The 24,041-nt window shown below is 62.2% G+C and carries 22 protein-coding genes; 8 read left to right on the top strand and 14 right to left on the bottom strand.

Features of this window, described 5'->3' with window-relative positions:
* Window positions 1-146: 146 nt before the first annotated feature.
* The 8 genes from QWI18_RS19410 to QWI18_RS19375 all read right to left on the bottom strand — a co-directional run bounded on the left by QWI18_RS19410 (window position 147) and on the right by QWI18_RS19375 (window position 9,246).
* Complete coding sequence (locus QWI18_RS19410; protein WP_369319610.1) at window positions 147-1,889, bottom strand: ABC transporter ATP-binding protein; 1,743 nt, start codon at window positions 1,887-1,889, stop codon at window positions 147-149.
* Complete coding sequence (locus QWI18_RS19405) at window positions 1,886-2,833, bottom strand: acetamidase/formamidase family protein (RefSeq protein ID WP_369319609.1); 948 nt, start codon at window positions 2,831-2,833, stop codon at window positions 1,886-1,888. The genes QWI18_RS19410 and QWI18_RS19405 overlap by 4 nt, the downstream gene beginning before the upstream one ends.
* 77 nt (window positions 2,834-2,910) lie before the next feature.
* Entirely contained in the window at window positions 2,911-4,518 is a 1,608-nt protein-coding gene (locus QWI18_RS19400) for an ABC transporter substrate-binding protein (protein ID WP_369319608.1), read from the bottom strand.
* Between the two features lie 26 nt (window positions 4,519-4,544).
* The gene (locus tag QWI18_RS19395) at window positions 4,545-5,471 is read right to left on the bottom strand and encodes an ABC transporter permease (protein WP_369319607.1); all 927 of its coding nucleotides are present in this window, start codon (window positions 5,469-5,471) and stop codon (window positions 4,545-4,547) included.
* Entirely contained in the window at window positions 5,471-6,319 is an 849-nt protein-coding gene (locus tag QWI18_RS19390; protein ID WP_265385353.1) for an ABC transporter permease, read from the bottom strand. Before QWI18_RS19390 ends, QWI18_RS19395 begins: the two co-directional genes overlap by 1 nt.
* Window positions 6,316-6,900 (bottom strand): ANTAR domain-containing response regulator, encoded by a 585-nt coding sequence (locus QWI18_RS19385; protein WP_065988865.1) that lies wholly within the window; start codon window positions 6,898-6,900, stop codon window positions 6,316-6,318. Before QWI18_RS19385 ends, QWI18_RS19390 begins: the two co-directional genes overlap by 4 nt.
* Window positions 6,897-8,057 (bottom strand): transporter substrate-binding protein, encoded by a 1,161-nt coding sequence (locus QWI18_RS19380; protein WP_369319606.1) that lies wholly within the window; start codon window positions 8,055-8,057, stop codon window positions 6,897-6,899. The genes QWI18_RS19385 and QWI18_RS19380 overlap by 4 nt, the downstream gene beginning before the upstream one ends.
* Before the next feature lie 292 nt (window positions 8,058-8,349).
* On the bottom strand, window positions 8,350-9,246 hold the full coding sequence (locus QWI18_RS19375) for a LysR family transcriptional regulator (protein ID WP_369319643.1): 897 nt from the start codon (window positions 9,244-9,246) through the stop codon (window positions 8,350-8,352).
* Window positions 9,247-9,363: 117 nt separating this feature from the next.
* On the opposite strand from QWI18_RS19375, the gene QWI18_RS19370 reads away from it, so the two are divergent.
* Entirely contained in the window at window positions 9,364-10,854 is a 1,491-nt protein-coding gene (locus QWI18_RS19370) for an MmgE/PrpD family protein (protein WP_369319605.1), read from the top strand.
* A 98-nt stretch (window positions 10,855-10,952) separates the two neighbouring features.
* Here QWI18_RS19370 and QWI18_RS19365 read toward each other — a convergent pair whose 3' ends face one another.
* The 3 genes from QWI18_RS19365 to tcuA form a co-directional block, all read right to left on the bottom strand.
* Complete coding sequence (locus tag QWI18_RS19365; RefSeq protein ID WP_369319604.1) at window positions 10,953-12,257, bottom strand: MFS transporter; 1,305 nt, start codon at window positions 12,255-12,257, stop codon at window positions 10,953-10,955.
* Between the two features lie 62 nt (window positions 12,258-12,319).
* On the bottom strand, window positions 12,320-13,477 hold the full coding sequence (gene tcuB / locus QWI18_RS19360) for a tricarballylate utilization 4Fe-4S protein TcuB (protein WP_369319603.1): 1,158 nt from the start codon (window positions 13,475-13,477) through the stop codon (window positions 12,320-12,322).
* Window positions 13,464-14,918, bottom strand: coding sequence for an FAD-dependent tricarballylate dehydrogenase TcuA (tcuA, locus tag QWI18_RS19355; RefSeq protein ID WP_369319602.1), 1,455 nt, complete (start codon window positions 14,916-14,918; stop codon window positions 13,464-13,466). Before tcuA ends, tcuB begins: the two co-directional genes overlap by 14 nt.
* 194 nt (window positions 14,919-15,112) lie before the next feature.
* Here tcuA and QWI18_RS19350 point away from each other — a divergent pair, with 194 nt between their 5' ends.
* A complete protein-coding gene (locus QWI18_RS19350) occupies window positions 15,113-16,033 on the top strand; it encodes a LysR family transcriptional regulator (RefSeq protein WP_369319601.1) in 921 nt (306 codons plus the stop codon).
* Window positions 16,034-16,179: 146 nt separating this feature from the next.
* On the opposite strand, the gene QWI18_RS19345 is transcribed toward QWI18_RS19350, so the two are convergent.
* On the bottom strand, window positions 16,180-16,332 hold the full coding sequence (locus QWI18_RS19345) for a hypothetical protein (protein WP_369319600.1): 153 nt from the start codon (window positions 16,330-16,332) through the stop codon (window positions 16,180-16,182).
* 97 nt (window positions 16,333-16,429) lie between these two features.
* Here QWI18_RS19345 and gcvA point away from each other — a divergent pair, with 97 nt between their 5' ends.
* Complete coding sequence (gene gcvA / locus QWI18_RS19340; protein WP_369319599.1) at window positions 16,430-17,335, top strand: transcriptional regulator GcvA; 906 nt, start codon at window positions 16,430-16,432, stop codon at window positions 17,333-17,335.
* A gap of 76 nt (window positions 17,336-17,411) precedes the next feature.
* The gene (locus QWI18_RS19335) at window positions 17,412-18,239 is read left to right on the top strand and encodes an EamA family transporter (RefSeq protein WP_369319598.1); all 828 of its coding nucleotides are present in this window, start codon (window positions 17,412-17,414) and stop codon (window positions 18,237-18,239) included.
* Between the two features lie 11 nt (window positions 18,240-18,250).
* On the opposite strand, the gene QWI18_RS19330 is transcribed toward QWI18_RS19335, so the two are convergent.
* Entirely contained in the window at window positions 18,251-18,532 is a 282-nt protein-coding gene (locus QWI18_RS19330; RefSeq protein WP_369319597.1) for a hypothetical protein, read from the bottom strand.
* A gap of 177 nt (window positions 18,533-18,709) precedes the next feature.
* Entirely contained in the window at window positions 18,710-19,228 is a 519-nt protein-coding gene (locus tag QWI18_RS19325; RefSeq protein WP_065988875.1) for an Hcp family type VI secretion system effector, read from the bottom strand.
* Window positions 19,229-19,908: 680 nt separating this feature from the next.
* Between QWI18_RS19325 and tssA the strand changes: the two genes are divergently transcribed.
* Genes tssA through tssE form a run of 4 tightly spaced genes read left to right on the top strand, consistent with a single transcriptional unit; the run spans window position 19,909 to window position 23,935 of the window.
* On the top strand, window positions 19,909-21,465 hold the full coding sequence (gene tssA / locus QWI18_RS19320; protein WP_369319596.1) for a type VI secretion system protein TssA: 1,557 nt from the start codon (window positions 19,909-19,911) through the stop codon (window positions 21,463-21,465).
* A 32-nt stretch (window positions 21,466-21,497) separates the two neighbouring features.
* Window positions 21,498-22,001 (top strand): type VI secretion system contractile sheath small subunit, encoded by a 504-nt coding sequence (tssB, locus tag QWI18_RS19315; protein WP_369319595.1) that lies wholly within the window; start codon window positions 21,498-21,500, stop codon window positions 21,999-22,001.
* A gap of 25 nt (window positions 22,002-22,026) precedes the next feature.
* Window positions 22,027-23,502 (top strand): type VI secretion system contractile sheath large subunit, encoded by a 1,476-nt coding sequence (gene tssC, locus QWI18_RS19310; protein ID WP_369319594.1) that lies wholly within the window; start codon window positions 22,027-22,029, stop codon window positions 23,500-23,502.
* Window positions 23,503-23,515: 13 nt separating this feature from the next.
* On the top strand, window positions 23,516-23,935 hold the full coding sequence (gene tssE, locus QWI18_RS19305) for a type VI secretion system baseplate subunit TssE (protein WP_369319593.1): 420 nt from the start codon (window positions 23,516-23,518) through the stop codon (window positions 23,933-23,935).
* Window positions 23,936-24,041: the final 106 nt, after the last annotated feature.

The raw sequence follows: 24,041 nt of genomic DNA, 5'->3' as shown, positions 1-24,041 counted from the left end.
AGACTGCCTTAAGGCAGGGGCCTCAAGGTTCGCGGCATCAAGAAACATTCCTCCACTCAGCGAGCGCCCCGGCATGGTCCGCGACAAGACCCTGCGCCGCATGCTGCCGTGGACGGCGGAAAAGCGTTAAGCGGTCACCGCTTTTATCACTCCACCGCCACCCAGTGATCCGCCGCCACCGCCGAAAACCGTTGCACCGGCGCGACAAAATCCGCTGCCTTGATCGGGTCAGGCCGTTCCAGCTCTTTGAGCAGGCTCTTGAAATCCCGGCGCCGGCCCACTTCGGGCACCGGCACTGCGGCGAGCAGGCGGCGGGTATAGGGATGCTGCGGGTTGTGCAGGACCTGATCGCGGGCGCCGATTTCGACGATACGGCCGCCGTACATCACCGCCACGCGGTGGCAGATGCGTTCGACCACGGCCATGTCGTGGGAGATGAACAGGTAGCTCAGCCCATGCTCGGCGCGCAGCCGTTCCAGCAGCGCCAGCACTTGCGCCTGAACCGACACGTCCAGCGCCGACACCGATTCATCCGCGATGATGACTTTGGGGTTCAGCGCCAGTGCCCGGGCGATGCAGATGCGCTGGCGTTGGCCACCGGAAAACTGATGGGGATAGCGTTGAAGGGCGTCCCGTGGCAGGTCGACCTGTTGCAGCAATTGCGCCACACGCTCGCGCCGCTGGGGTTCGGGCATCTTGCCGTGAATCAGCAGCGGCTCGCCCACCAGATCGAACACGGTCTTGCGCGGATTGAGCGCAGCGTACGGGTCCTGAAACACCATCTGCACGTCGCGGCGCACCCGCTGCAATGCGTCACCCTGCAAACCGTTGAGTTCCTGCCCCAGCAATTTCACGCTGCCCTGATAGCTGAGCATGTTCATCAAGGCCTTGCCGGTGGTGGACTTGCCGCAGCCGCTTTCGCCCACCAGCCCCAGGGTTTCGCCCTGACGCAGCTCGAAACTCACGCCCTCGACCGCATGCACGGTGCGCGGGGTTTCGAACCAGCCGTGGCGCAAGGGGAAGCGCACGCTGAGGTCCTGAACCGCGAGCACTACCGGCTGTTCCGTCATGACATCAGGCGGCGGCGCACTGCCCAGCACCGGCACCGCGGCCAGCAATTTGCGCGTGTAGGGCGCTTGCGCGTCGGTGAAGACCTGATGCAACGAACCGCGCTCTTCCATGCGGCCCTGGTTCATCACCACCACTTCATCGGCCATCTCGGCGACCACGCCCATGTCGTGGGTGATGAGTAAAAGGCTGGTCGCGAACTGCTGCTGCAACTCGCGCATCAGCTCAAGGATCTGCGCCTGAATGGTCACATCCAGTGCGGTGGTCGGCTCGTCGGCGATGAGGATTTCCGGCTGGCAGAGCATCGCCATGGCGATCATCACCCGCTGGCGCATGCCGCCGGATAACTCGTGGGGGTACTGGGTCAGGCGCTTGTCGACCTGGGGCATGCGTACGGCGTCAAGCATGGCCCGGCAGCGCTGGTGAATCTCACTGCGACTCAACGCCTCATGCCGGCGCAGGGTTTCCGCCAGTTGCTGGCCGACGGTCAGCAGCGGGTTCAACGACGTCATCGGCTCCTGAAAAATCATGCCGATGCGCTTGCCACGCAGGCTTTGCAGGTCCCGTTCCGGCAGGCTCAGCAGGTCGCGGTTGTCGAACAGGATCGCGCCACCGGGAACGCTGGCCGCCTTGGGCAGCAGGCCCATGATCGCCAGGGACGACAGCGATTTGCCACTGCCCGATTCACCGGCGATACAAAGAGTGCGGCGCGGGTACAGGGCGAAACTCAACTCATCGACCACCCGCCGCCGTGACGCGCCGCCACCGACGTCGATGCTCAGCCGCTCCACCGACAGACTCGGCTGATCGTCTGGCTTCACTGGAACACCACTTTCGGAAAGTAGAACGACACCACCCAGTTCGGCAGGTCGACGATTTCGCTGATGCGCAGATCGCCGCACACCGAGCACAGCATGTACGCCTGTTCCGCCGGCATGCGGTGCTCGCGGCACAACCAGTCGATGGTGTTGGCCACGGCTTGGCGGGCGGCCTGCATCAGGTCCGGGCCGATGCCGGTGAAGGCTTCGTAGCCGGCGCTGTCCAGGTGGCTGGTCACCGGTCCCGGCGTGCTGAAACGCGGCGTGGCCAAGGGCGTTTGCTTGATCAGGTCGAGCGTGACCACCACGTCCATGGCGCTCTCGATGGCGGTGCCGCAGACCTCGCCATCGCCTTGGGCCGCGTGGGTATCACCGATGGAAAACAACGCGCCGGCGACTTCCACCGGGAGGTACAAGATGCTCCCTGCCGCCAGGTCGCGGATGTCCAGATTGCCGCCGACCCGACGCGGCGGCACGATGGAATGCAGCCCGGCCTCGGCCGGTGCAACGCCGACGGTGCCGGCGAACGGCTTGAGCGGCACCTTGGCGAAATCACCAAAGGCGGCGGGGGCGAGGGTATGCGTGTCGTAGTGCCAGAGCGCCAACGCCGGCGCCTGGAACTGGTCGGCGAGCAGGCCGAAGCCGGGGATGTTGGCGGTCCAGCCGAAGCCACCGGGCTTGAAGCTGTCCAGGGTGATTTTCAGGATGTCGCCAGGCTCGGCACCCTCGACGTAGATCGGACCGGTGACCGGGTTGATCTGGTCGAAGGGCATGACGCTGACGTCCGCGGCCTGGGACTGCGCGGTGAAATAGCCGTTGGACGAATCCCGGCAGTTCATTTGCAAGGTGGTGCCGGGCGCGACGCGCTCGACCGGGGTAAAGCGGTGGTCCCAGCCGAAGTGGCTGTTGACACTGTGAATGGTCTTGACCAGGCAGTTCTGGCACATGGGTGCGGTCCTCGTGGCTAAGGGGTCAGGCGCAATGGCCTGTTCCAGCGGGATTACTGGGGACAGGCCAAGGGAAATCACTTCACCCAGATGGAGTCATAGTTGACCGGCACGTGGACCGGATCAACGTACAGCGCGTCGTCGCCGCCCATGCGCTTGGAACGCACGGTGAAGCGTTGCTCGTTGAAGATCGGCACCCACGGCGCGTCGGCCATGGCGTCGGTGAAGATCTTTTTCCACGCCTCGGTGCGTTCGGCCTGTTGTTCCGGACGGGCCATGGCATCGGCTTTGGCGGCGCGTTCATCCAGCGCCTTGTTGCAGTACAACGACCAGTTCCAGCCGCCTTCGACCGCGCCGGTGCAACCGAGAATCGGGCCGTAGAAGTTCGACGGATCCGGGAAGTCGGCGATCCAGGCCATGCCGCCTGACCACACCATCGGCGCCTGATCCTTGGAGCTGCCGGCGGCAATCACGTTGGCCTGGGCCAGGGACTTGATCTGCACGCGGATGCCGACCTTGGCCAGGTCTTGCTGGATCGCCTGGGCGATGCGCGGCTGCGGGTCGGTGTTCATCACGTACAACTCGGTGTCGAAACCTTTGGCGAGACCAGCGTCGGCCAGCAGTTTTTTTGCGCCTTCGACGTCGTAGGGCAGGCCCTTGTACTGGGTGTCATAACCCGGCATCGCCGGCGGCAGCGGCTGGTTGGCCGGCACCGCGCGACCGTTGATGATGCGCACGATGCGTTCCTTGCTGATGGCCATGTTAATCGCCTGGCGCACCTTGAGGTTGTCGAACGGCGGCAGGGTGGTTTTCAGCGTCACGTAGCCGGTCTGCAACTGGTTGCCGGTGACCAGCAACTGCCTGGACGCCGGGTCGTTCTTGAACTGCAGGAATTGCGCGGGCGGCACGCCGTCGCCGGCAATGTCCACTTCGCCCTTGTTCAGGCGCAGCAGCGCGACGGTAGGGTCTTGGCCGATCTCGAAGGTGATCTTGTCGACATAGGGCAGGCCCTTCTGGAAGTAATTAGGGTTCTTCACCAGTTCCAGTTTCTGCCCCAGTTTCCACTCGGCCAGGCTGAACGCGCCGCTGCCCACCGGGTGCTTGCCGAAGTCGGCGCCCCATTGCTCGACCGCTTCTTTGGGCACCACCGAGGCGAAGTTGATCGCCATGATGTGCAGGAAGGTGGCGTTCGGTGCGCTCAGCGTGATGGTCAGGTGCAGGTCGTCGACCACCTTGATGCCGCTGAGGGTCGTGCTTTTGCCGCCGGTCACGTCGTCGTAACCGACAATGGAGCTGAAGAAACCGGCGCCCGGGCTCTGGGTTTTCGGGTTGACGGTGCGCTCAAGGGAATACTTGACGTCATTGGCGACCAGCTCACGGCCGTTCTGGAATTTCACGCCCTTGACCAGGGTGAAGCTGTACACCAGCCCGTCCGGAGAAATGCTGTAGTCCTCGGCCAGGCTTTTCACCAGTTCGGTGGTGCCGGGCTTGTAGTCCATCAGTCGGCCGAACAGGCTTTTGATCATCGACCAGTTCTGCCAGTCGTAGCCGATGGCCGGGTCCAGGGTCGCCACATCGTTCTGGTAGGTCACCACCACATCGCCGCCGCTTTTCGGCGTGTCGGCCCACAGTGGCGTAGTAAACAGCGTGGCCGCCACGGCCAGGGTCAGCGCGTTGATTTTCATTGTTGTGCCCCGTTGTGTTGATGGATTCAGTGCTGCTTGATATCGATGCGCGGGTCCACCAGCGGGATCACCAGATCCGCCAGCAGGTTGCCCAGCACGATGGCCACCGCCGACAGCGTGGTGACGCCGACGATGACCGGGATGTCGACTTGCTGGATCGACTGCCAGGCGAGCTGACCGATGCCCGGCCAGCCGAACACCGACTCGACCACCACCAGCCCGCCCATGAACACGCCGATGTCGATGCCAATCATCGGGATCACCGGCACGATCGCGTTGGGCAGCACGTGCACGAACACGATCCGCGCCCGGCTCAGGCCCTTGGCCCGTGCGGTGCGGATGAAGTCCTGATGCAGCACTTCGATCATCGAAGAGCGGACCATGCGTGAATACCAGCCACTGCCGAGCAGCCCGAGTGTCAGCGCCGGCAACATCAAATGGCTGGCGCCGCCATAGCCCCCCAGCGGGAACCAGCCCAGTTGCACGGCGAAGAAGTACAGAAACAGCATGGCGGCGATGAACTGCGGGGCCGACACACCAACAAAGGAAAACGCCATGAGCAGCTTGTCGGCGAAGCTGTCGCGCTTGAGCGCCGCGAGCATGCCCAGGCTGATGCCGATCAACAGCTCGAAACCGATCCCGGCTGCCATGAGTTCCAGAGACGGGCGCAGTCGCGCGCCGATCAGTTCGCTGACGGCGGTGCGCTGGATGTACGAGCGGCCAAGGTCGCCGTGGAGCAGGTTGCCGAGATAACTCAGGTATTGCTGATAGAAGGGCAGGTCCAGGCCCAGTTGCGCCCGAATCGCCGCGACCACTTCAGGGCTCGCGCTGCGCCCGGCGATTTGCCGCGCAGGGTCGGCAGGCAGCAGGAACAGCAACAGGTAGGTGATGAAGGTCACGCCGAGCAGAATCAGTAGCGCATAACCGACCCGGCGGCAAATGAACGGCAGCATCAGCGACGCCCCTTGAGTGTGGGGTCGAGTTCGTCGCGCAGGGCGTCGCCGACCAGGTTGAACGCCAGGGACAGCAGGATGATCGCGGCGCCGGGAATGAACACCAGCCACGGGGCCGAGGTGAAGTACGTCTGGCTCTCGAAAATGATGTTGCCCCAGCTCGGCGTCGGTGGCTGCACGCCCACGCCCAGGTACGACAAGGTGGCTTCCAGCAAAACGGTGGTGGAAATCCCCAGCGTCGCCCACACCAGAATGGTTGGCAGCAGATGGGGCAACAGGTGCGAGAACAGAATGCGCAGGGAACTGGCGCCGAGGGTGCGCTCCACGGCAACGAAGTCCCGCGCACTGAGCGCCACGGTTTCGGCGTAGATGACCCGGGCGATCTGCACCCAGTTGACCATCGCAATGACCATGGCCACGATCCACACGCTGGGCTGGAAAATCGCCGACAGGGCAATCGCCAGCAGCAGCGCAGGGAAGGCCATCATCAAGTCGGTCAGGCGCATCAACACGCTGCCGAGCCAGCCGCGCACAAAGCCTGCGGTCAGGCCCACCAGCGTACCGATCAGCACCGCCAGCCCGTTGGCCAGCACACCGATGAACAGCGAGGTGCGCGCGCCGAAGATCAACCGCGACAGCAGGTCACGGCCAAGCAGGTCGGTGCCCATCCAGTACGGCGTGGCCGGGGCCATCGGTGCGCCTTCCATCGTCAGCCCCTCGACGAATTGCTCGTCCGGGTCGAAGGGGCTTAGCCACGGGGCCAGCGCCGCGAGCAGCACCACGGTGACGATAAACAACAGCGAAACCGCCACGGCCGGCCGACGCAGCAGGGCTTTGAGGGTGTTCATGCGCGGTCCTCGTCCCGCGCCGCGAGCAGTTCCACACACAGTGCTTCGATCGGACGATTGAGCTGCATCGACAGACTGCGCAAGCGCTCGTACGCCGTCGCCTCGTTGATGCGCTGGGTCACCATCAAGCGCGCCAGGGCCTGGGCCATGAGCGGACGCAGCGCCAGGCGCTGTTGCAGCTCGTTGAGTTGTTCGGCATCGGCGCGCTGACGGTCGCGCAATCCCACCGCCATCATCAACGTGGTGTAGACCGAGCCCTGGCTGATGGGCTTGTTCAGCAACGCCGTCGCGCCGAGCTGCAGTGCCCGCTGGATCTGCGACAGGGTTTCGTGAGCCGTCAGCGCGACGATGGGAATGCTGGCCGCGTTCAGGGCCTGAACGGCGAGTGGGCTGGCGAAATGTTCTATCTCAAGGATCGCCGCGAAACAGCCCCGGGTGTCACAGGGCGCGTCGTGCTCGAGCACCTGCGAGTGAATCCCCAGGCGTTGCAGGCTTTTGCCCAGATTGCCCTGACTGCGTTCATCGCAGTCGATCAGCAGCAAGTGGCCCTGGTCGAAAGCAGGAAAGGCGCGTGTGTTCATTTGACGATCCTCAAGCGCGGCGCCGGGATGGCGTGTCGGTCGACCACGTCGGCGTGTACATCCGTAACAGTGAGATAGGGGTCGGCGGCGATCGCATGAGGCGCCGACTGCACCACATGAAAGCGCCCATCGCGCAGTTCAGCGATATGACTGGCCAGCGCGCTGTGATGATTGCGCGCCGACAGGCTGACGGTGCCCAGCACGCTGGCGACCGGGTGCCCGTAAAGGTGCTCGCAAATCGCTTTGGGCGATGCATCTTCGCTGGCGTGCAAGGCGTCGGCGAACACCCTCAGCGCCGTGTAGGCGCTGGTGTAGTAATGCGAACAGGTGCGCGGACCATGACGCTGCTGCCCCTCGCAAAACGCCGGATTCAGGGTTTCGAAAAACGGCCCGCACGACAGCAGCCGCAGCGCCTGCATCGGGCCCACCCCATCCAGCTCCGCTTCGGTGAGGTTGCAGCTGAGCACCGGCAGGCGCAGGCCTTGGCGCTCGCAGGCCCGATCCAGTTGTTGCAAAAAGGCGTAGGAAGACTCGCCCACCAGGTTGTTCAGCACGAACGCCGGCGGGTCCTGAATCAGCCCTTCGATCAGCGTGTCGAAGCCAGTCGCGCCCAGGTGCCAGTACTTTTCGCCGAGCACTTCAGCGCCGTTGGCTTCCAGCACTTCCCGGGCAATGCGGTTGCTTTCCCAGCCCCAGACGTAGTTGGAGCCGAGCAGAAACGCCCGCCGACCAAACTGGCTCAAGGCGTAGCGCAGCAGCGGCAGCAGCGTCTGGTTAGGGCATCCGCCGAGGTACAAGACGTTTTCGCTGCTTTCGTAACCTTCGTAGGGGCTCGAATACCAGAGCAGCGCGCCGTGCTGGTCCAGGTCCGGGATGATTTCCTTGCGGCTCGCCGACAGCGTGGTGCCGAAAATGTGCCGGACCCCCGCACTCAGCAACTGCGCGATGCCGCGGCGGTAGCCCGCCGGGTCGCCTTGGGGGTCGATGCAGATCGCCTCCAGTCGCACGCTGCGCCGGGTGTCGGCGTTGACTTCGGCGAGCGCGTCCTGCAACCCGAGCAAGGCACTGCGGCCCATGCGCCGGTAGGTGCCTTCGGTCGAGAGCAGAAAGCCAACCTGAACGGTGGGGCGCAGGTCGGGAGTCAAAAGGTTCGGCATGAACAGCCTCCATAAAAAAAGCCCGATCAACCCGGTGGGGGTCGATCAGGCTTCGATACCTGGCGCATTCGAGGCGCGTATGTGGACGAGACTTAAGGACCGGGGTCCGGCTTGCCGTTTGCGTTGAGCATGAAATAAGCGTGCCAAGTGAAAATCCACCGGGTTGACGGCCTTCGCTGGCGTTGGTCTGCACGGCATGGCTCCGCAGTGGGGCGCTCGGTCATGAAGCGCTTCAAAGCAGGGCGCAGGGTTATAGCCCAACCCAGCGTCCAGGGCCTTGTCGACCGTGAGTTCACTGCGCCAAGGCGGCGGCTGCAATCATCTGGTAAGCGCGCTCGGCCGCGGGTGAGAGAATTCTGTCTCTGCGCCTGATCAGCCCGATGGTGCGATTGACCACTGGCCTTGTCAGCGCAACGGTGCATAACTCGGTATGGGCAAGGTGCGCAGGGATCGCCAGTTGCGGAACTGCGGCGACCCCCAGCCCGGCAGCAACCATGTCCACCACCGTGCGCACATGCCTGGCTTCACAGAGCGGCTGCGGAAGTTCCGGTACGCCCGCCAGCGCGAGGTCAAGCAGGAGCCGATTTCCGCTGGCTTTGGTGACGGCAATGTAATCGTGGCGATTGAGGTCCGCCCAAGTGACGGATGCCCGGGTGGCGAGGGGATGGTCGCGGCGGCAGATCATCACGAATCGTTCTTTGAAGATCGGCGTGAATTGCAGGTTGGCCTCCTGCGCGCCGATGTAGTTCACACCGAAATCGGCTTCATTGCGCACCACAGTAGACAGCACGTCACTCGCGCCGTCGTCCAGCACTCGAACCAGAATGCGCGGATACAGCTGCTGAAATGCCTTCAACGTGCCCAGCAGGCAATGGTTCAGCGCTGTGGGCACGCAGGCGATGGTCACCTCGCCGCGCATCCTGCCGCTGCCCTCGCTTATCCCCAGCATTGACTCCTCGAACGTGTGCACCACCAGCCGCGCCTTGCGCGAGAACTCGCGTCCGGTTGCGGTCAGTTCAACGCGTCGGGTGGTCCGTTCCAGCAAACGGACGCCCAGGTTGGCCTCCAGTTTTGAAATGCGCCGGGATAACGCTGGCTGGGAGAGGTGCAGTTCTTTCGCAGCGGCACTGAAGCTGCCCAGTTCGGCAACCGCCACCAGCGCACGTAAATCGCCCATCTCCACATTCATGTTGGCCATGCATAAGTTCCCATTATTATTGCAATTAACTTGGGGTGGGTTGTACGGCATGATGACCCGGTGCGCACTCGCACGTGCATCCACATAATCATAAGCACAGGATCACCCATGAACCCTTTTAACCGCCGCACCCTGTTGAAGGCTGGCGCCGTTGCCTCTGTCGCCAGCGCTGCACCGGGCTTTGTCTTCGCCGCCCAGCCTGCCGCCGCTGTCTCAAACGCCTCCATCGCCGCTAAAACGAATGAGCCGTCGGATGGGGAGGGCGTGACCCGCCTGCTGGCGGCTTATCTGGTCAAAGCGCAGTACACAGATCTGCCGGAGAACGTCCGCAAAGAAGGGTGCCGCACCCTGCTGAACTGGGTCGGTGTGGCGGTGGGCGGGTCTCATCACGAAACCGTGGAACGCGCCATTGCGGCGCTCAAGCCTTTCTCGGGCGCGGCTCAGGCCGGTCTGCTCGGTCGCACCGAGCGCTTCGACATCATGAACGCCGCCTTCCTGAACGGCGTGGCAAGCCACATTTTCGATTTCGATGACACCCATCTCAAAACCATCATCCATCCGGCGGGCCCAGTGGTCTCGGCGATCCTTGCGCTGTCGGAATACCGCCCGGTTTCGGGCACCGAGTTTCTCAATGCATTGATACTCGGCGTTGAAACCGAATGCCGCATTGGCAATTCCGTTTACCCAAACCACTACGATGTCGGCTGGCATATCACTGGCACAGCGGGGGTATTCGGTGCTGCCGCGGCGGCGGGCAAGCTGCTTGGGCTCACTGAGCAGCAAATGGTCTGGGCGCTCGGCCTCGCCGCATCACAACCGGTAGGGCTGCGGGAGTCCTTCGGCTCCATGAACAAAAGCTTCAATCCAGGTCGCGCGTCCAGTAACGGCTTGTTCGCAGCCCTGCTGGCGGCGCAGAACTTCACCAGTTCGGACGGGATGATCGAGGCCAAACGCGGTTGGGCGCACACCATCAGCACCAAGCAGGACTTCAGCCAGATCACTGAAGGGCTCGGCACCCACTACGAGGCGGCGCTCAACACCTATAAACCGTTTGCGTGCGGGATCGTGATTCATCCGGCCCTCGATGCGGCCATCCAGTTGCGCAATCAGTACACGCTGACCGCCGACCAGATCGCCAGGGTCGAATTGAAAGTCCACCCGCTGGTCATCGAACTCACCGGCAAGAAGACGCCGAAAATCGGCCTTGAAGGCAAGTTCAGCATCTATCACTCCGTTGCGGTGGCCATCATTCAGGGCGCGGCCGGGGAGCGGCAGTACAGTGATCAGGCTGTGCTCGACCCGGCGGTGATCACCCTGCGGGAAAAGGTCGTGGCGACGGTGGATCCGGCGATCAGGCCGGAGCAGGTCGACATGACCATCACGCTCAACGACGGGCGCACCCTGCACAAATTCATCGAACATGCACTCGGCAGCGTCGAGGTCCCCATGTCCGATCAGCAGCTTGAGGCGAAATTCCTCGACCTGGCCAAAGGCATATTGCCGGACAGCCAGGCTCGGAAGCTGATGCGTACCTGTTGGGATGTGGAAAAGTTGGCCTCAGCGGCAGACATCAGCAAAGCCGCGGTATCTGCAGCCTGACAGCGTTGATCGTCAACAGCCCAAGGGAGGGCGACGGTGGCTCGGGACGTTTTGCCTGACACTGTCGCCCATCGCCCATCGCCCATCGCCTCAGCGAATCACGGCGCCGCCGCAACGACCTGCGCGCGCTGGCGATACAAGACCAGCGTCGCACCGAATCCGCAGATCGCCGCAAACATCAGCCAGAACGCCGGCGAAGCTTTGTCCCCCGTCGCCTGCACCAGAAAGGTCGACATCGCCGGGGTGAAGCCGCCGAACACCGCCGTTGCCAGGCTGAAGGCCAGCGAGAACCCCACCACGCGCACTTCCTGGGGCATGACCTCGGTCAGCGCTGCGACCATCGCGCCGTTGTACATGCCGAAGAAGAACGAGAAATACAGCAAGACTGCCAGCAGCCGCTCGAAGCTTGCCGCTTCCGCCAGCCAGTGCATCGCCGGGTAGGCCGTGAGGATGCACAGCAGCGAAATGCCCAGCAACAGGGGCCGACGCCCGATGCGGTCAGACAATGCGCCACCGATGGGCAGCCAGATGAAATTGCTCAGCCCGACAAACAGCGTCACCACCAGACTGTCAGTGGTGCTCAGGTGCAGCACGGTTCGGCCGAAGGTCGGGGTGTACACGGTGATCAGGTAAAACGTCGTGGTGGTCATCGACGCCAGCAACCCGCCGGCCAGCACCGTGCGCCAGTTTTCGCGCATCGAACGAAACACTTCGCGGGTGCTGGGATGGTGCAAACGGCGCTTGAACGCTTCGGTCTCTTCAAGGGAGCGACGGATCACGAAGATGAACGGGATGATCACGCAGCCGATGAAGAACGGAATGCGCCAGCCCCACGCGGCGATCTCACTGGCCTGCATATACGTGCTGATGCCGTAGCCCAGCGCGGCGGCGAGGATGATTGCGATCTGCTGACTGGCGGACTGCCAACTGGTGTAGAAGCCGGTGCAGCCCGGGGTCGCGATTTCGGCGAGGTACACCGACACGCCACCCAGCTCAGCCCCCGCCGAAAAGCCCTGCAGCAACCGTCCGAGCAGCACCAGGACCGGTGCAGCGACGCCGATGGTGGCGTAACCCGGCACCAGCGCGATCAGCACCGTGCCGCAGGCCATAATTGCCAGCGTCACGATCAGGCCTTTGCGCCGACCCACTTTGTCGATGTACGCACCCAGCACGATCGCGCCGAGCGGACGCATCAGAAAGCCGGAGCCGAACACGGCGAAGGTCATCATCAGCGAGGCGAACTCGCTGGTGGCCGGGAAGAAGGTCTGGGAGATGTAGGTGGCGTAGAACCCGAACAGAAAGAAGTCGAACTGTTCGAGAAAGTTGCCGCTGGTGACGCGGATGATGGCGCCGACTTTCGCGGCGCGCGACCGCGTGGCTTCGGGGGTGGGGGTGCTGTTCATGGCTAATCAGGACTCTTTGTTTTTATGGAGTGGGCAACGTGTGTGCATCGGTATTGCGGGCTTCAGTCACTGCCCGCGTTGATCGGATTCGGCTGACGTTTTTCGATGGAGTACTTGAGCAACGCGGCGCTGCGAAAGATGCCGTGGGCGAACTTGCTATAGGGCATGGTCAGGAAGAAGGCCATGACCAGTCCCAGATGGATGGCCAGCAACAGGCCCAATGCACTGCTTTCGCGGAACGCCAGCAGGGCCAGACCGCTGCCGCTCACCAGCAGCAAGAGGGCGATGAAGCCGCGGTCCATGGGCTTCTGCTTTTCATCACCCTGGTCCGGGTTGCGCCGCAGGTTCATCCACAGCAGCCCGGCCGGGCCCACCAGCAGGCCGATGCCACCAACCACCCCGAGCATCACCGGCAGGCTGAAAATCGGGTAGGGCGCCGACCAGTCGAGCAAGTAGTGATACAGCGTCGCCGTTCCGGTGGCGGCGAAGCACAGCATGAATCCGTAAAAGGTGAAGTGGTGAAAACGCCGGCGCCACAAGGTGAATTTATCGTCAGCGTTGGTGCAGCCTTCGCCGTGACCGCCGTCCAGGTACTTGAGCTGGGCGACGTTTGCCGTCGCTTCCAATGCAGCGCTGGCTTTCAATGGCAGCGTCGACTGCACGGGCGACACATTGCGCCAGAATCGCCCCACGCCGATGCTCAGCGCCAGCACGGCAAAGCCGAACACCGCGCCGAACATCAGGGCCAGGGTGTTGTGCGGGAAGATCCCGTAGAAGTTGCCGCCCGGCATGGCGGTGAACAGGTTGCCCATGACCATCAGCGTCAGGCACAGGAAAAACGCCAGACCGGCCCCTGACGCCAGCGCCAGGGTCAAGCCATTGCGCTGGTACAACGTGCCCAGCGCCTTGGGCCAGGCGTATTCGGCGTAGGTGTCCAGACGCACCTTGGCCATGGCCTTGGGCACATTGATCGCGAATTCGTGGGGCGCCGCGTACTGACAGGCCGACAGGCAGGCGCCGCAGTTGTGACACAGGTTCGCCAGATAATGAATGTCGGCCTGATTGAATTCGAGGCGACGGGTCATGGCCGGGAATACCGCACAGAAACCTTCGCAGTAGCGGCAGGCGTTGCAGATGGTCATCTGCCGCTCGACTTCGCTCTCCTGCAGGTTGAGGACCGGGATCAAGGCGCTCGGCGCCTGTGGATCAAACAGTTGCATGTCGGCGTTCCGATTTCGCTGAAGAGGGACCGAAGCCCGCTGAGGCGGCTGCCTGCACGCCGGCGATACGGCCGAACGCAGTGCCGATGGCCATGCCGATGCCCGCCGTGTAGCCCTTGCCCAATACGTTGCCAGCCATCATCTCGCCAGCGACGAACAGGTTGGGGCTGGGCTTGCCCTGAAAGTGCACGGCGGCGGTGTCGTCGGTGGCCAGCCCGAGGTAGGTAAAGGTCACCCCCGGCTTGAGCGGGTAGGCGTAAAACGGCGGCTTGACCAGCGGCCGGGCCCAATGGGTCTTGGCCGGCGTCAGGCCTTCGGTGTGGCAGTCATCCAGGGCGGTGTGATCGAAGGTGCCGACCTGACAGGCCCGGTTGTAGTCCTCGACGGTCTTGACGAAGGTCGCTTCCGGCAGATTCAGCAGCCCCGCCAGCACTTCCAGGGTGTCGGCCTTGGTGCCCGGAAAAACCGGCGGCATGAAGCGGCCTACGGCTTGCTGGTCGATGATCGAGAACGCTTGCTGATTCGGCTGACCGGCCACCAGACGTCCCCAGATCGCATAGCGCTTGGGCCAGAAATCTTCGCCTTCGTCGTAGAAACGTTCACCGTCGCGGTTGACCACCACGCCCAGAGACACACAGTCGATCCGCGTGCAGATGCCGCCGTCGTAGAGCGGGGCGCGGGCGTCGATGGCCACCATGTGTGCCTGGGTCGGGTCGCCGATGATGTCGGCGCCGAGGTCCTGCATGCGCCGTAGCAAAACGCCGGTGTTGAAGCGCGTGCCGCGAATCAGGAAGTTGTCCGACGGCCATTCTCCGCGCGCGTTCTGGCCCCAGGCTTCGCGCAGCCACTCACGGTTGGATTCGAAACCGCCCGCCGCCATGACACAAGACCTCGCCTCGATGCGCTCAGCGGGGAGCAACTGCCCATCCACCTCCCGCTCACCGACGTGAGCGGCGACGAACGCGCCGTCCTTCATCTCGATGTCAGTGACTTGGGCGTCGTAGCGAATCTGGATGCCCAGACGTTCGGCGCTGCGGAAATAGGCGTTGATCAGGGCTTTGCCCCCGCCCATGAAAAACGCGTTGGTGCGCGCCACGTGCAAGGCGCCCGACAAGGGTGGCTGGAAGTGCACGCCGTGGGAGCGCATCCAGTCGCGGCAGGTGGCGGAGGCCCGAATGGCGATGCGCGCCAGCTTTTCATCGGTCAGGCCGCCGGTCACCTTGAGCAGGTCTTGCCAGTATTCCTCTTCCGGGTAGGTGTCGATCAGCACGTCCTGCGGCGCATCGTGCATGCAGCGCAGGTTGCGGGTGTGCTGCGAATTACCGCCGCGCCAGACTTTCGGCGAGCCTTCCAGCAACATCACGCTGGAACCGGCTTCCCGGGCCATCAACGCGGCGCACAAGGCCGCGTTACCGCCGCCGATCACCAGAACATCAACCATCATCACTCCTCGTCACGCCAGCGCTGGACAGAGTGCAACTGGCGGTGATGAACAGTAGGGACAGGCGCCGCTGGCCGAAAGGCGGGTTAAGGCGAGGGGGCTTTAGTTTTAGTAAAGGGTTAGGCTGCTCGGAATACGTATACTTTGACGGCTGACTTTCCGCAGCTTGCGTCATAGCTCAACGAGGAGCCCCTGTGGAACTGCGCCAACTTCGCTATTTCGTCAAAGTCGTCGAGATGACCAGCCTGGGGCGCGCCGCCCTGGAACTGAATGTCGGCACGTCCGCCTTGAGCCAGCAGATGAGCAAGCTCGAAGACGAGTTGGCCACGCGCCTGCTCAATCGCACCTCCACCGGCGTCAGCCCGACAGCGGCGGGCCTGGCGTTTCTGCACCATGCGCAACTGACCCTGCGCCAGGCCGACGCCGCCGTGCAGGCCGCGCAACGGGGGCGGATGCGCGGCTACGTCAGCGTTGGCCTGCCACCGACCACGGCCAGCGTCCTGGCGTTGCCGCTGATCGAAGCGATGCGCGCGCGTTATCCGGACATCCAGCTGCACCTGGTGGAGATGCTCTCCGGCTACCTCGCCAGCCAGCTCAGCGCGCGACAGCTGGACCTCGCCGTGGTGTTCCAGGCCGACATCGCCCGGCGCTGGACCATGATTGCGCTGCTCGACGAAGCCGTAACCCTGCTGCACGCCCCGGGCTTCCCCGGCATTCCCCCTGGCGACACCCTCAGCCTCGCGCAGATCGGCGACATTCCTCTGGTGCTGCCGAGCAGCGGCCACGGCCTGCGCGCCACCCTCGCGAACGCTTTCGAAGCGGCCGGCATGCCGTTGAACGTGGTGATGGAGATCGACGGGCTGGCGACCTTGATGGACGTGGTGCGCCACGGCGTCGCCGCCACCCTTCAGCCCGGGGCTGCGGCGGCACGCTTTGCCGGGTCGGGATTGTGTGTGGTGCAGATTCACGAGAAGCACCTGATGCGCCGCAACACCCTGGCCAGTTTGCCGGACGACGAGCTTTCGCCTGCGGCGCTGGCGGTCCGGGTGGTGATTCGGGATGTGGTGAGGGTGTTGGTGGAGAAGCGCGAGTGGCCCGGGGCGACCTTGCTTTGAGTCGCGGCCACCTGCGGCGGTCCATCTACAGGCTTCCCGGCTAAAGCCGGTCCTGCACCTGGTTTTTCACCTACTGTCGCTGACTGAGCGCACTGCTTCAATATCGATGACTGATGAGCGTCCGGCCTTCTTCGGCAGGCACCACGTTAACGCTGGCGGCCTTCCCGAAAAAGCTCCGGCGCGGTCATGGGCTTGGCGGTTTCGCGCCAGAAGAACTTGAAAGTGGCCTGAGCGTTGGTGACTGCCGCCTTGAGTTCGTCGCTCTCGCCTTTCACGCTGTAGATGATCTGCCCGGTCATGAGTAAGTCGTTCCCTCTGTCGATCTGAATAATGTTCTACCATGAGCCGTCATTCATGGTGTGAGCCGCTGCGCTCACGCCCGCGAGGCCCGATGAAATGAGAGACCTGCCACCCACCGCCACCTTGCGCGCCTTCGAAGTCGCCACCCGTCACGGGACGTTTACCTCCGCCTCCGAGGAGCTGCACGTTACCCAAAGTGCCGTGAGTCACCAATTAAAAAATCTCGAAGACATCTGGGGCGTGCAGCTGTTTCAGCGCGGCAAGACGTTGAGCCTGACGCCGGCCGGTGCAGCGCTGGCGCCCATCGTGCGGACGTTTTTCATGAACCTGGAGGCGACGCTTGCGGACCTCCGGGAAGAGAACGGCCGGGTCAGGCTCAAGGTCAGCACGACCTATTCCTACGCGCTCAAATGGCTGTTGCCGCGCCTGCCCAATCTATCCCAGCTGCACCCGGAAATCCTCGTCACGCTGGACAGCACAGACACCGCGATCAACTTTGCCAGCGGTGAGGCCGACGTGGCGATCCGTCTGGGAGGCGGCAACTACCCCGCGCTGCACTCGGAATTCATGTTCAGGGAGCACATCTTCCCGGTGGCGAGCCCCGACTTGCTCAAGCGCTTCGGCATGCCCCGGGAGCCGGCCGAGCTGTTGCGCTATCCGCTGTTGGCCCGGGACGGTTCCGACCTGGTGCCCAAATGGGAGGTGTGGTTTCAGAACATCGGCCTGGGCGTCACCTCGCTGAAGGAGAGCGTGCGTTTTCCCGACACCAACATGACCGTGGAGGCGGCCTTGTTAGGGCAGGGCATCGCTCTTGTTCGAAGTGGCCACGTGGAGAAAGAGCTGCGCGAGGGCAGTTTGATCAGGTTGTTCGACGTGCCGTTTCCCTCGCCGGTGGCCTATTACTTCGTTTGCCCGAAGGGGGTCGAAACGCAGCCCCATGTGGCGATTTTTCGCGACTGGGTGATCAGGGAGTCGACTGCAGCCGGGCTTAGTTATGGCTGAGGCATGAGCAATTGCTCATGATTCGATGAGCAGACTTCGCTTCCGTTTTGTGGGTCAGCCTGACTAAGATCCGCCCATGCCGACCCATATCATTCTGTTAATCCTCTTCGCCGCTCTGCTGCACGCCAGCTGGAACGCGTTGCTGCGCGGCGGCAATGACAAGCTCTGGTCAATGACCATCATGTGCGTGGCGGTGGCCATCGTCAGCCTGGCCGGGGTACTGTTCATGGACGCCCCGGCGCCGGAGAGCTGGCCTTACGCGGTGCTCTCTGCGCTGCTGCATGTCGGCTATAACCTGTTTCTGGTGCGCACCTACCGCAGCGGCGACCTCGGGCAAACCTACCCGATCTCCCGGGGCTCATCGCCGGTGCTGATTACGCTGTGTGCGTCGCTATTTGCGGGGGAGGTGGTCGAGACCGGCGCGATGATCGGCATTGCACTGGTGTCAGCGGGGATTATTTCTCTGGCGTTCAAAGGCCGGAAACTGGACACGGCCAGCCTTCCGTATGCGTTGGGCACCGGCTGTTTCATTGCGGCCTATAGCGTGACGGACGGCATTGGCGGGCGTCTGTCCGGCGCGCCGATGGCGTACACCGTGTGGATGTGCGCGCTGTGGGGTGTCCTGATGCCGATCACTTACATCGGTCTGCGGGGCGCACGCAGTCTGCTGACGGTCCGGCCCGGTCTGGTCGCCTCGTTGGGCGGAGGCGTGGTGTCGCTGCTTGCTTACGGCATCGTCATTTATGCGATGACTCTCGCGCCGATGGGGGCCGTGTCGGCACTGCGCGAAACCAGCGTGCTGTTTGCCGCATTGCTCGGGTATCTGTTTTTGGGCGAGTCGCTGACCGTGCGCAAGATCCTCGCGTGCGTGGTCATTGCGGCCGGCACGATCATCATTGGCTGAGCCGTGCAGGCTCACTTGCGCAGCTTCGGTTTCACCGCCTTCAAACGCGCAATGGCCAGGTTGTGCAGGTATTGGCGTACGGCGTCGTGGTGCTCGACGCTGACGTGATAGCTGTCCAGCAGTCCCAACAAATACCCCTCGGCCATGGCGTGGTAACGCGACACGCTTTCCCGAGTGTCACTGGTGTTGAGCCTGGCAATCAGCTCGTCGATCCGGGCGCGGTGCTCCTCTGAGAACCAGTCCTGCTGAGGGGCAGAGCCCGTATCGTCGTTCAGGGGCGTGTGCAGATTCATGGGGCCTCCAGGCGAGCACATCGGGCGCGGGCTGACAGGGCGCGGGACGGATGTGCAGCCAAACCCGCGAATATGGGGTTGGACAGCGCATCTGCCGCAAAATCCGCTAGCCCGCGCCGCGAAGGCTCGGAAATCCCGGCCAGTCTTACCGGCCGGGATTTTGAGGATCAGCCGGACTCAGCCAGCCACCGGCGAGCGCCAGTCATCGGAGCCCGACGTGCCGCAGACTTCGTGGGTCCAAGTGATCTTGCGGTAGGTAAACTCCACGTCTTCCAGATGAGTGAAGTGGGCGTTCGACGGGTCTTGGCAGTTGTGCATGTAGTCTTTGATGTCGACGATAATCGCGTCCTCGAGTTTGGTGGTGTAGTAATGCTCCTGTGTGCCTGCCGCCGAGGTGCGATACCACTGGATAGTGATTTCGGTCAGGCGTTCGCCCGACGTCAAGGCTGCCAGCAACAGCGGCGAAGACTTGTCGAACACCTTGGTGATCTTGACCGGCTTGTGAACACGCTGACCGGTCGGCTGACCCGACTGCGGGTCGCGGGGGATGATCATTTCATGTTGAAACCCTTGCACCATGACCTGATCTTCGTGACCTTCCTGAAACGTGTTGCCGACCGAGTCTGCGGTGAAAGCGCCCGCGGTGATCAGGCCCTGCTTGGTGCCTGTGATGGACATGTACGCTGGTGTTGCCATTAAGATGCTCCTTGCCTCATAAATTAAAGTGCCCAACAGCCAGTCCGCCTGCTGGGCAGTGGTGTTAGTTCAAGCTTCGTGCCATGTAAGAACTCATCCCTGTAAAACATGGGTTTGATGGGGGTTAAGCGGTTCTTTGCCGGTTAAGGAGAAAGTTTTGTGCCGTGATGTGCGCAAGAAGTTGCACAGCGCTGCGCAACTTCTTGCGCATTCGGCTACAGAGGTCGGGATATAAGGGCTGCAAGTTATCGCTCAGCGATTTTTCGTACAGGCAGTGCGCAACTTCTTGCGCATGGAGGCCCAGTGATAGTGCTTGTTGCGAGTGAGTGCAGGCAGCTGAGTAAGAATGATCCAGCCAGGCATGGGGGGCTGCATGATCTCCAGGCTCCGGTTCTGACCTCTGAACCCTATGTTTTCCGCCGTTCGATCATCGATAAAAAAGATTTATGAAAGAAGTCTCTCTGAATCCCCGGTATTCAGAGAAACTTCCTACAAGGCTAGTGGAAATATCGCGTTTATAGAAAGCTTGATAGTGTAATTACCGCTGAGTACTATTCGCGGCCTCTGATGGGTAGACGTTTTGTTACATGTCGGTTGCCCACTTCGCTCGTATTTTAATTTTGTCAGGCTCGCCGATTTAAGTGTCTGTCGTTGGCGCGTTTTTACGCTGAAGATCTCGAATGTCTTATTCAAGTCCACTGTCTGAATATTATCTTGAAGCTGCCCAAGCCTGCATATCCACTGTGAGCTTCGCGGGTGAAGACATTCGTTTTTCAAACGAATACGAGGCGTTGGAAAACGAGGTTAATAAAGCTCAGTCCATGCATGAAACGGCCCAGATCGACTGGCTGAACGTGCGTGAACAAAGTGAAAACCTGCTTCGCACCCAATCCAAAGATTTGCGCGTCGGGGCTTGGCTGACGTGGGCCCTGTATCAGCGTGAATCTTTCCAGGGGCTGTTGGCAGGACTTGGGCTTCTTCACCATCTTTGCGTGCACCACTGGGATGAAGTTCATCCCGTCAAGGCCCGCACCCGTTCCGCAGCCATCGGTTGGCTGCTCCCCCGTCTTGAGCAAGTGCTGTTTGATGACGTCGCTATCAAAGAGCAGTCGCCGCTGTTCAGTCGCCTCGTCGAGATGCTCGAAGACCTTGATGCGGTGTTCACACAGCACATGGACGACGATGCACCCTTGCTCTTGCCGGTGTCCCGGCGTTTGAAAAATATGGCCCGGCACACGGTTCACAACCTGCCTGACGCCAGGATTGCCGGAGGCGCTGATGCGCCAGTCAAGCCGTCTGCCACTCCGCCGCTCCCCTCAACTGCGCTGATCGACAGCGAGAAAGACGCGCAAAAGTCCCTGCGGTTTCAGCAGGATAGCGGGCGCTCATTGTGTGCCTGGTGGCTCAAGCAGAAAGCCAGCGATCTGCGTGCATTGCGTTTGAACCGGACATTGCTGTGGTTGCCGATCGAGGCATTGCCGGAGCGCAACTCAGAGCACATCACCGCGCTGCGCGGGCTCCCGGCAGACAAGCTCAAATGTTATCGAGACCGATACGATCAGGGCAGCTACGCCGATCTGATTATCGAGCTGGAGGCGAGTCTGGCAAAGGCGCCGTTCTGGTTCGATGGCCAGCGAATGGTCTGGGAGTGCCTGCACGCGCTGAAAGCCGAGGTGGCAATGCGTGAGGTAGAAATCCAGTTCGCGCTCTTGATTCAGCGGCTCCCCGGGGTCATAGAGCTTCGTTTTCACGACGGCACCCCGTTTGCGGACCCTGCGACTCGCGCCTGGATTGGCGCCAGCGTCACACCTCGCCTGCAGGCTGCCAGCGCGCCTCGCCGCGTCGACACCACAGATAACCAGCCGGTCTGGGAAGACGCCCTGGAGTGCGCGGTCTCGGTGCTGCGCGATGACGGCATCAGGGCCGCTGTCCAGCGCCTGAAGCAGGGCCTGCACAGCGCCCGGGGCGAGCGTGCACGATTTTTCTGGCAATTCGCCCTGGCCCGGTTGTGCTTCACCGCCAGGAAATACGAACTCGCCAAGACCCAGCTCGAAACCCTCGACCAAACCCTGCAGGACTCAGGCATCAATGCCTGGGAGCCTGATCTTGCGCTGCAGGTGCTGCATCTCTTGCACAGCTGTTTCGAATTGCTGCCCCAGGGTCATGGCGCCCGGGAACGCAAGGAAGAGGTTTATCGCAGGCTGTGCCACCTCGACCTCGAAGTCGTACTTGAATAGGCCCCAGGGCCCTAATTACCAGGAGAACGGCCATGGCCAAAGAAGGATCGGTAGCCCCCAAAGAACGTATCAACGTCACGTTCAAGCCCGCCACGGGGGGTGCGCAGGAAGAGATCGAGCTGCCTTTGAAGCTGCTCGCAATCGGTGATTACACCTTAAGAAAAGACGAGCGAAAAGTCGAAGAGCGCAAGCCCATCAGCATCGACAAGATGACCTTTGACGAGGTGCTGGCGAAGCAGGCCCTGAGCCTCACGCTGAGCGTGCCCAACCGTCTCCAGGCGGAGGAAGGGAATGATGAGTTGGCGGTGCAACTGCACGTCAAGTCGATGAAGGACTTCAATCCGGCCTCGCTGGTCGACCAAGTGCCGGAACTGAAAAAACTCATGGAACTGCGCGACGCCCTGGTGGCGCTCAAAGGACCGCTGGGTAACGCGCCCGCTTTTCGCAAAGCCATTGAAGGCGTACTCGCCAACGACGAGTCCCGCGGTCGCGTGCTGGGCGAGCTGGGTTTGAACGCCGCCGCCCAGGACACCTGAGTCCATCTGCCAAGGAGCCAACATCATGAGTACTAGACCAGCGCAGCAGCAGGGCAAAGAACCCGGCGAGTTCAGCATTCTCGACAGCATCATTGCCGAAACCCGCCTGCCTCGGGATGAGGATGCCTATGGCATCGCCAAGCGCGGCGTGTCGGCGTTTATCGAGGAACTGCTCAAACCCCAAAATGCGGGTGAGCCGGTCAAGAAGGCAATGGTTGACCGCATGATTGCCGAGATCGATGCCAAGCTAGGGCGTCAGATGGACGAGATTTTGCACCACCCGGACTTCCAGTCTCTGGAGTCGTCCTGGCGTGGTTTGCAGTTGCTGGTCGAGCGGACCGACTTTCGCGAGAACATCAAGATTGAAATCCTCAACGTGTCCAAAGAGGACTTGCTGGAAGATTTCGAAGATTCCCCCGAGGTCATGCAAGCCGGTCTCTACAAGCATATCTACACCGCCGAGTACGGTCAGTTCGGTGGGCAGCCTGTGGGGGCGATCATCGCCAACTACTTCATGTCCCCCAGCGCCCCGGACGTGAAGCTGATGCAGTACGTTTCCAGCGTGGCCTGCATGTCCCACGCGCCATTTATCGCCGCCGCCGGCCCCAGGTTCTTTGGCCTGGAAAGCTTCACCGGCCTGCCAGACCTGAAAGATCTGAAGGATCATTTCGAGGGCCCGCAGTTCGCCAAATGGCAGAGCTTCCGTCAGTCGGAAGACGCCCGCTACGTGGGGCTGACGGTGCCGCGCTTCCTGCTGCGCAACCCGTACGACCCGCAGGAGAATCCGGTCAAGTCGTTCGTCTACAAGGAAACCGTTGCCAACAGCCATGAGCACTACCTGTGGGGCAACACGGCGTACGCCTTCGGTACGAAGCTGACGGACAGCTTCGCGAAATTCCGCTGGTGCCCGAACATCATCGGCCCCCAGAGCGGTGGCGCAGTCGAAGATTTACCGCTGCACCACTTCGAAAGCATGGGTGAAATCGAAACCAAGATCCCGACCGAAGTCCTGGTCAGCGATCGGCGTGAATACGAGTTGGCGGAGGAGGGCTTTATCTCCCTGACCATGCGCAAGGGCTCGGACAACGCGGCGTTCTTCTCCGCCAGCTCGGTTCAAAAACCCAAGTTTTTCGGCACCAGCGCGGAGGGCAAGGCGGCGGAGCTGAACTACAAACTCGGCACCCAGCTGCCGTACATGATGATCGTCAACCGTCTTGCTCACTATCTGAAAGTCCTGCAACGCGAGCAGCTGGGTTCCTGGAAAGAACGCACTGACCTCGAACTGGAGCTGAACAAGTGGATTCGCCAGTACGTTGCCGACCAGGAGAATCCGAGCGCTGAAGTCCGTGGTCGGCGTCCCCTGCGTGCCGCGCAGATCATCGTCAGTGACGTGGAGGGTGAACCCGGCTGGTATCGCGTCAGCCTGAACGTGCGCCCGCATTTCAAATACATGGGCGCCGATTTCACCCTGTCGCTGGTGGGCAAGCTGGACAAAGAGTGAAGGGGGTCGACGCATGACTGGGTACGGCAGCCTTTTTGAACGCCTGGGTGGCGACGCCGACAAGCGCGTTGGCTGGAGCCGCGAAGACGCTGCGACGGCATCGGTGGCTGCCCATCTGGCCAAGATGCTCAGCACCCGTGCGGGCAGCGTTCAGACGCTTATCGACTACGGGCTGCCGGATCTCAACGACATGCGTTTAAGCCTTCATGACGCGTTGACCAACGCGCGGCTCGCTATTGAGGTTTTCATCGAAACCTACGAGCCACGCTTGAGCAGCGTCCAGGTCATCGCGCTGCCCCACGAAAACGATCAGCTTCGGCTCGCCTTTCGTATCGAGGGGCTGCTGGAGGTTGAGGGTTTCAAGCGTCAGGTCACTTTCGCCGCCTGCCTGGAGGGCGGCGGTCAGGTACAGGTCAACCACAGAAAAACCTGATGTCAGGCCACGTTTCATGTGACTGCACCCGATGACGGAAGGCACCAGCAGGCGGTTTTCCGCAACGACCACCCTTGAACCAAACAGCTGCGCTCGAAGGTAAAAC

This window comes from Pseudomonas sp. W2Oct36 (assembly GCF_041060465.1).
In the GTDB taxonomy this organism is placed as follows: Bacteria; Pseudomonadota; Gammaproteobacteria; order Pseudomonadales; family Pseudomonadaceae; genus Aquipseudomonas; species Aquipseudomonas graminis_B.
This window is presented reverse-complemented; position numbering and strand designations above follow the sequence as displayed.

Coding starts and splice junctions, on each gene's coding strand:
- tcuA (WP_369319602.1), bottom strand. CDS start 14,918: ATGGTTGATGTTCTGGTGATCGGCGGCGGTAACGCGGCCTTGTGCGCC.
- QWI18_RS19390 (WP_265385353.1), bottom strand. CDS start 6,319: ATGAACACCCTCAAAGCCCTGCTGCGTCGGCCGGCCGTGGCGGTTTCG.
- QWI18_RS19385 (WP_065988865.1), bottom strand. CDS start 6,900: ATGAACACACGCGCCTTTCCTGCTTTCGACCAGGGCCACTTGCTGCTG.
- QWI18_RS19325 (WP_065988875.1), bottom strand. CDS start 19,228: ATGGCAACACCAGCGTACATGTCCATCACAGGCACCAAGCAGGGCCTG.
- QWI18_RS19370 (WP_369319605.1), top strand. CDS start 9,364: ATGAACCCTTTTAACCGCCGCACCCTGTTGAAGGCTGGCGCCGTTGCC.
- QWI18_RS19345 (WP_369319600.1), bottom strand. CDS start 16,332: ATGACCGGGCAGATCATCTACAGCGTGAAAGGCGAGAGCGACGAACTC.
- tcuB (WP_369319603.1), bottom strand. CDS start 13,477: ATGCAACTGTTTGATCCACAGGCGCCGAGCGCCTTGATCCCGGTCCTC.
- QWI18_RS19405 (WP_369319609.1), bottom strand. CDS start 2,833: ATGTGCCAGAACTGCCTGGTCAAGACCATTCACAGTGTCAACAGCCAC.
- tssE (WP_369319593.1), top strand. CDS start 23,516: ATGACTGGGTACGGCAGCCTTTTTGAACGCCTGGGTGGCGACGCCGAC.
- QWI18_RS19400 (WP_369319608.1), bottom strand. CDS start 4,518: ATGAAAATCAACGCGCTGACCCTGGCCGTGGCGGCCACGCTGTTTACT.
- QWI18_RS19365 (WP_369319604.1), bottom strand. CDS start 12,257: ATGAACAGCACCCCCACCCCCGAAGCCACGCGGTCGCGCGCCGCGAAA.
- QWI18_RS19395 (WP_369319607.1), bottom strand. CDS start 5,471: ATGCTGCCGTTCATTTGCCGCCGGGTCGGTTATGCGCTACTGATTCTG.
- QWI18_RS19330 (WP_369319597.1), bottom strand. CDS start 18,532: ATGAATCTGCACACGCCCCTGAACGACGATACGGGCTCTGCCCCTCAG.
- tssA (WP_369319596.1), top strand. CDS start 19,909: ATGTCTTATTCAAGTCCACTGTCTGAATATTATCTTGAAGCTGCCCAA.
- QWI18_RS19335 (WP_369319598.1), top strand. CDS start 17,412: ATGCCGACCCATATCATTCTGTTAATCCTCTTCGCCGCTCTGCTGCAC.
- tssB (WP_369319595.1), top strand. CDS start 21,498: ATGGCCAAAGAAGGATCGGTAGCCCCCAAAGAACGTATCAACGTCACG.
- gcvA (WP_369319599.1), top strand. CDS start 16,430: ATGAGAGACCTGCCACCCACCGCCACCTTGCGCGCCTTCGAAGTCGCC.
- QWI18_RS19375 (WP_369319643.1), bottom strand. CDS start 9,246: ATGAATGTGGAGATGGGCGATTTACGTGCGCTGGTGGCGGTTGCCGAA.
- tssC (WP_369319594.1), top strand. CDS start 22,027: ATGAGTACTAGACCAGCGCAGCAGCAGGGCAAAGAACCCGGCGAGTTC.
- QWI18_RS19380 (WP_369319606.1), bottom strand. CDS start 8,057: ATGCCGAACCTTTTGACTCCCGACCTGCGCCCCACCGTTCAGGTTGGC.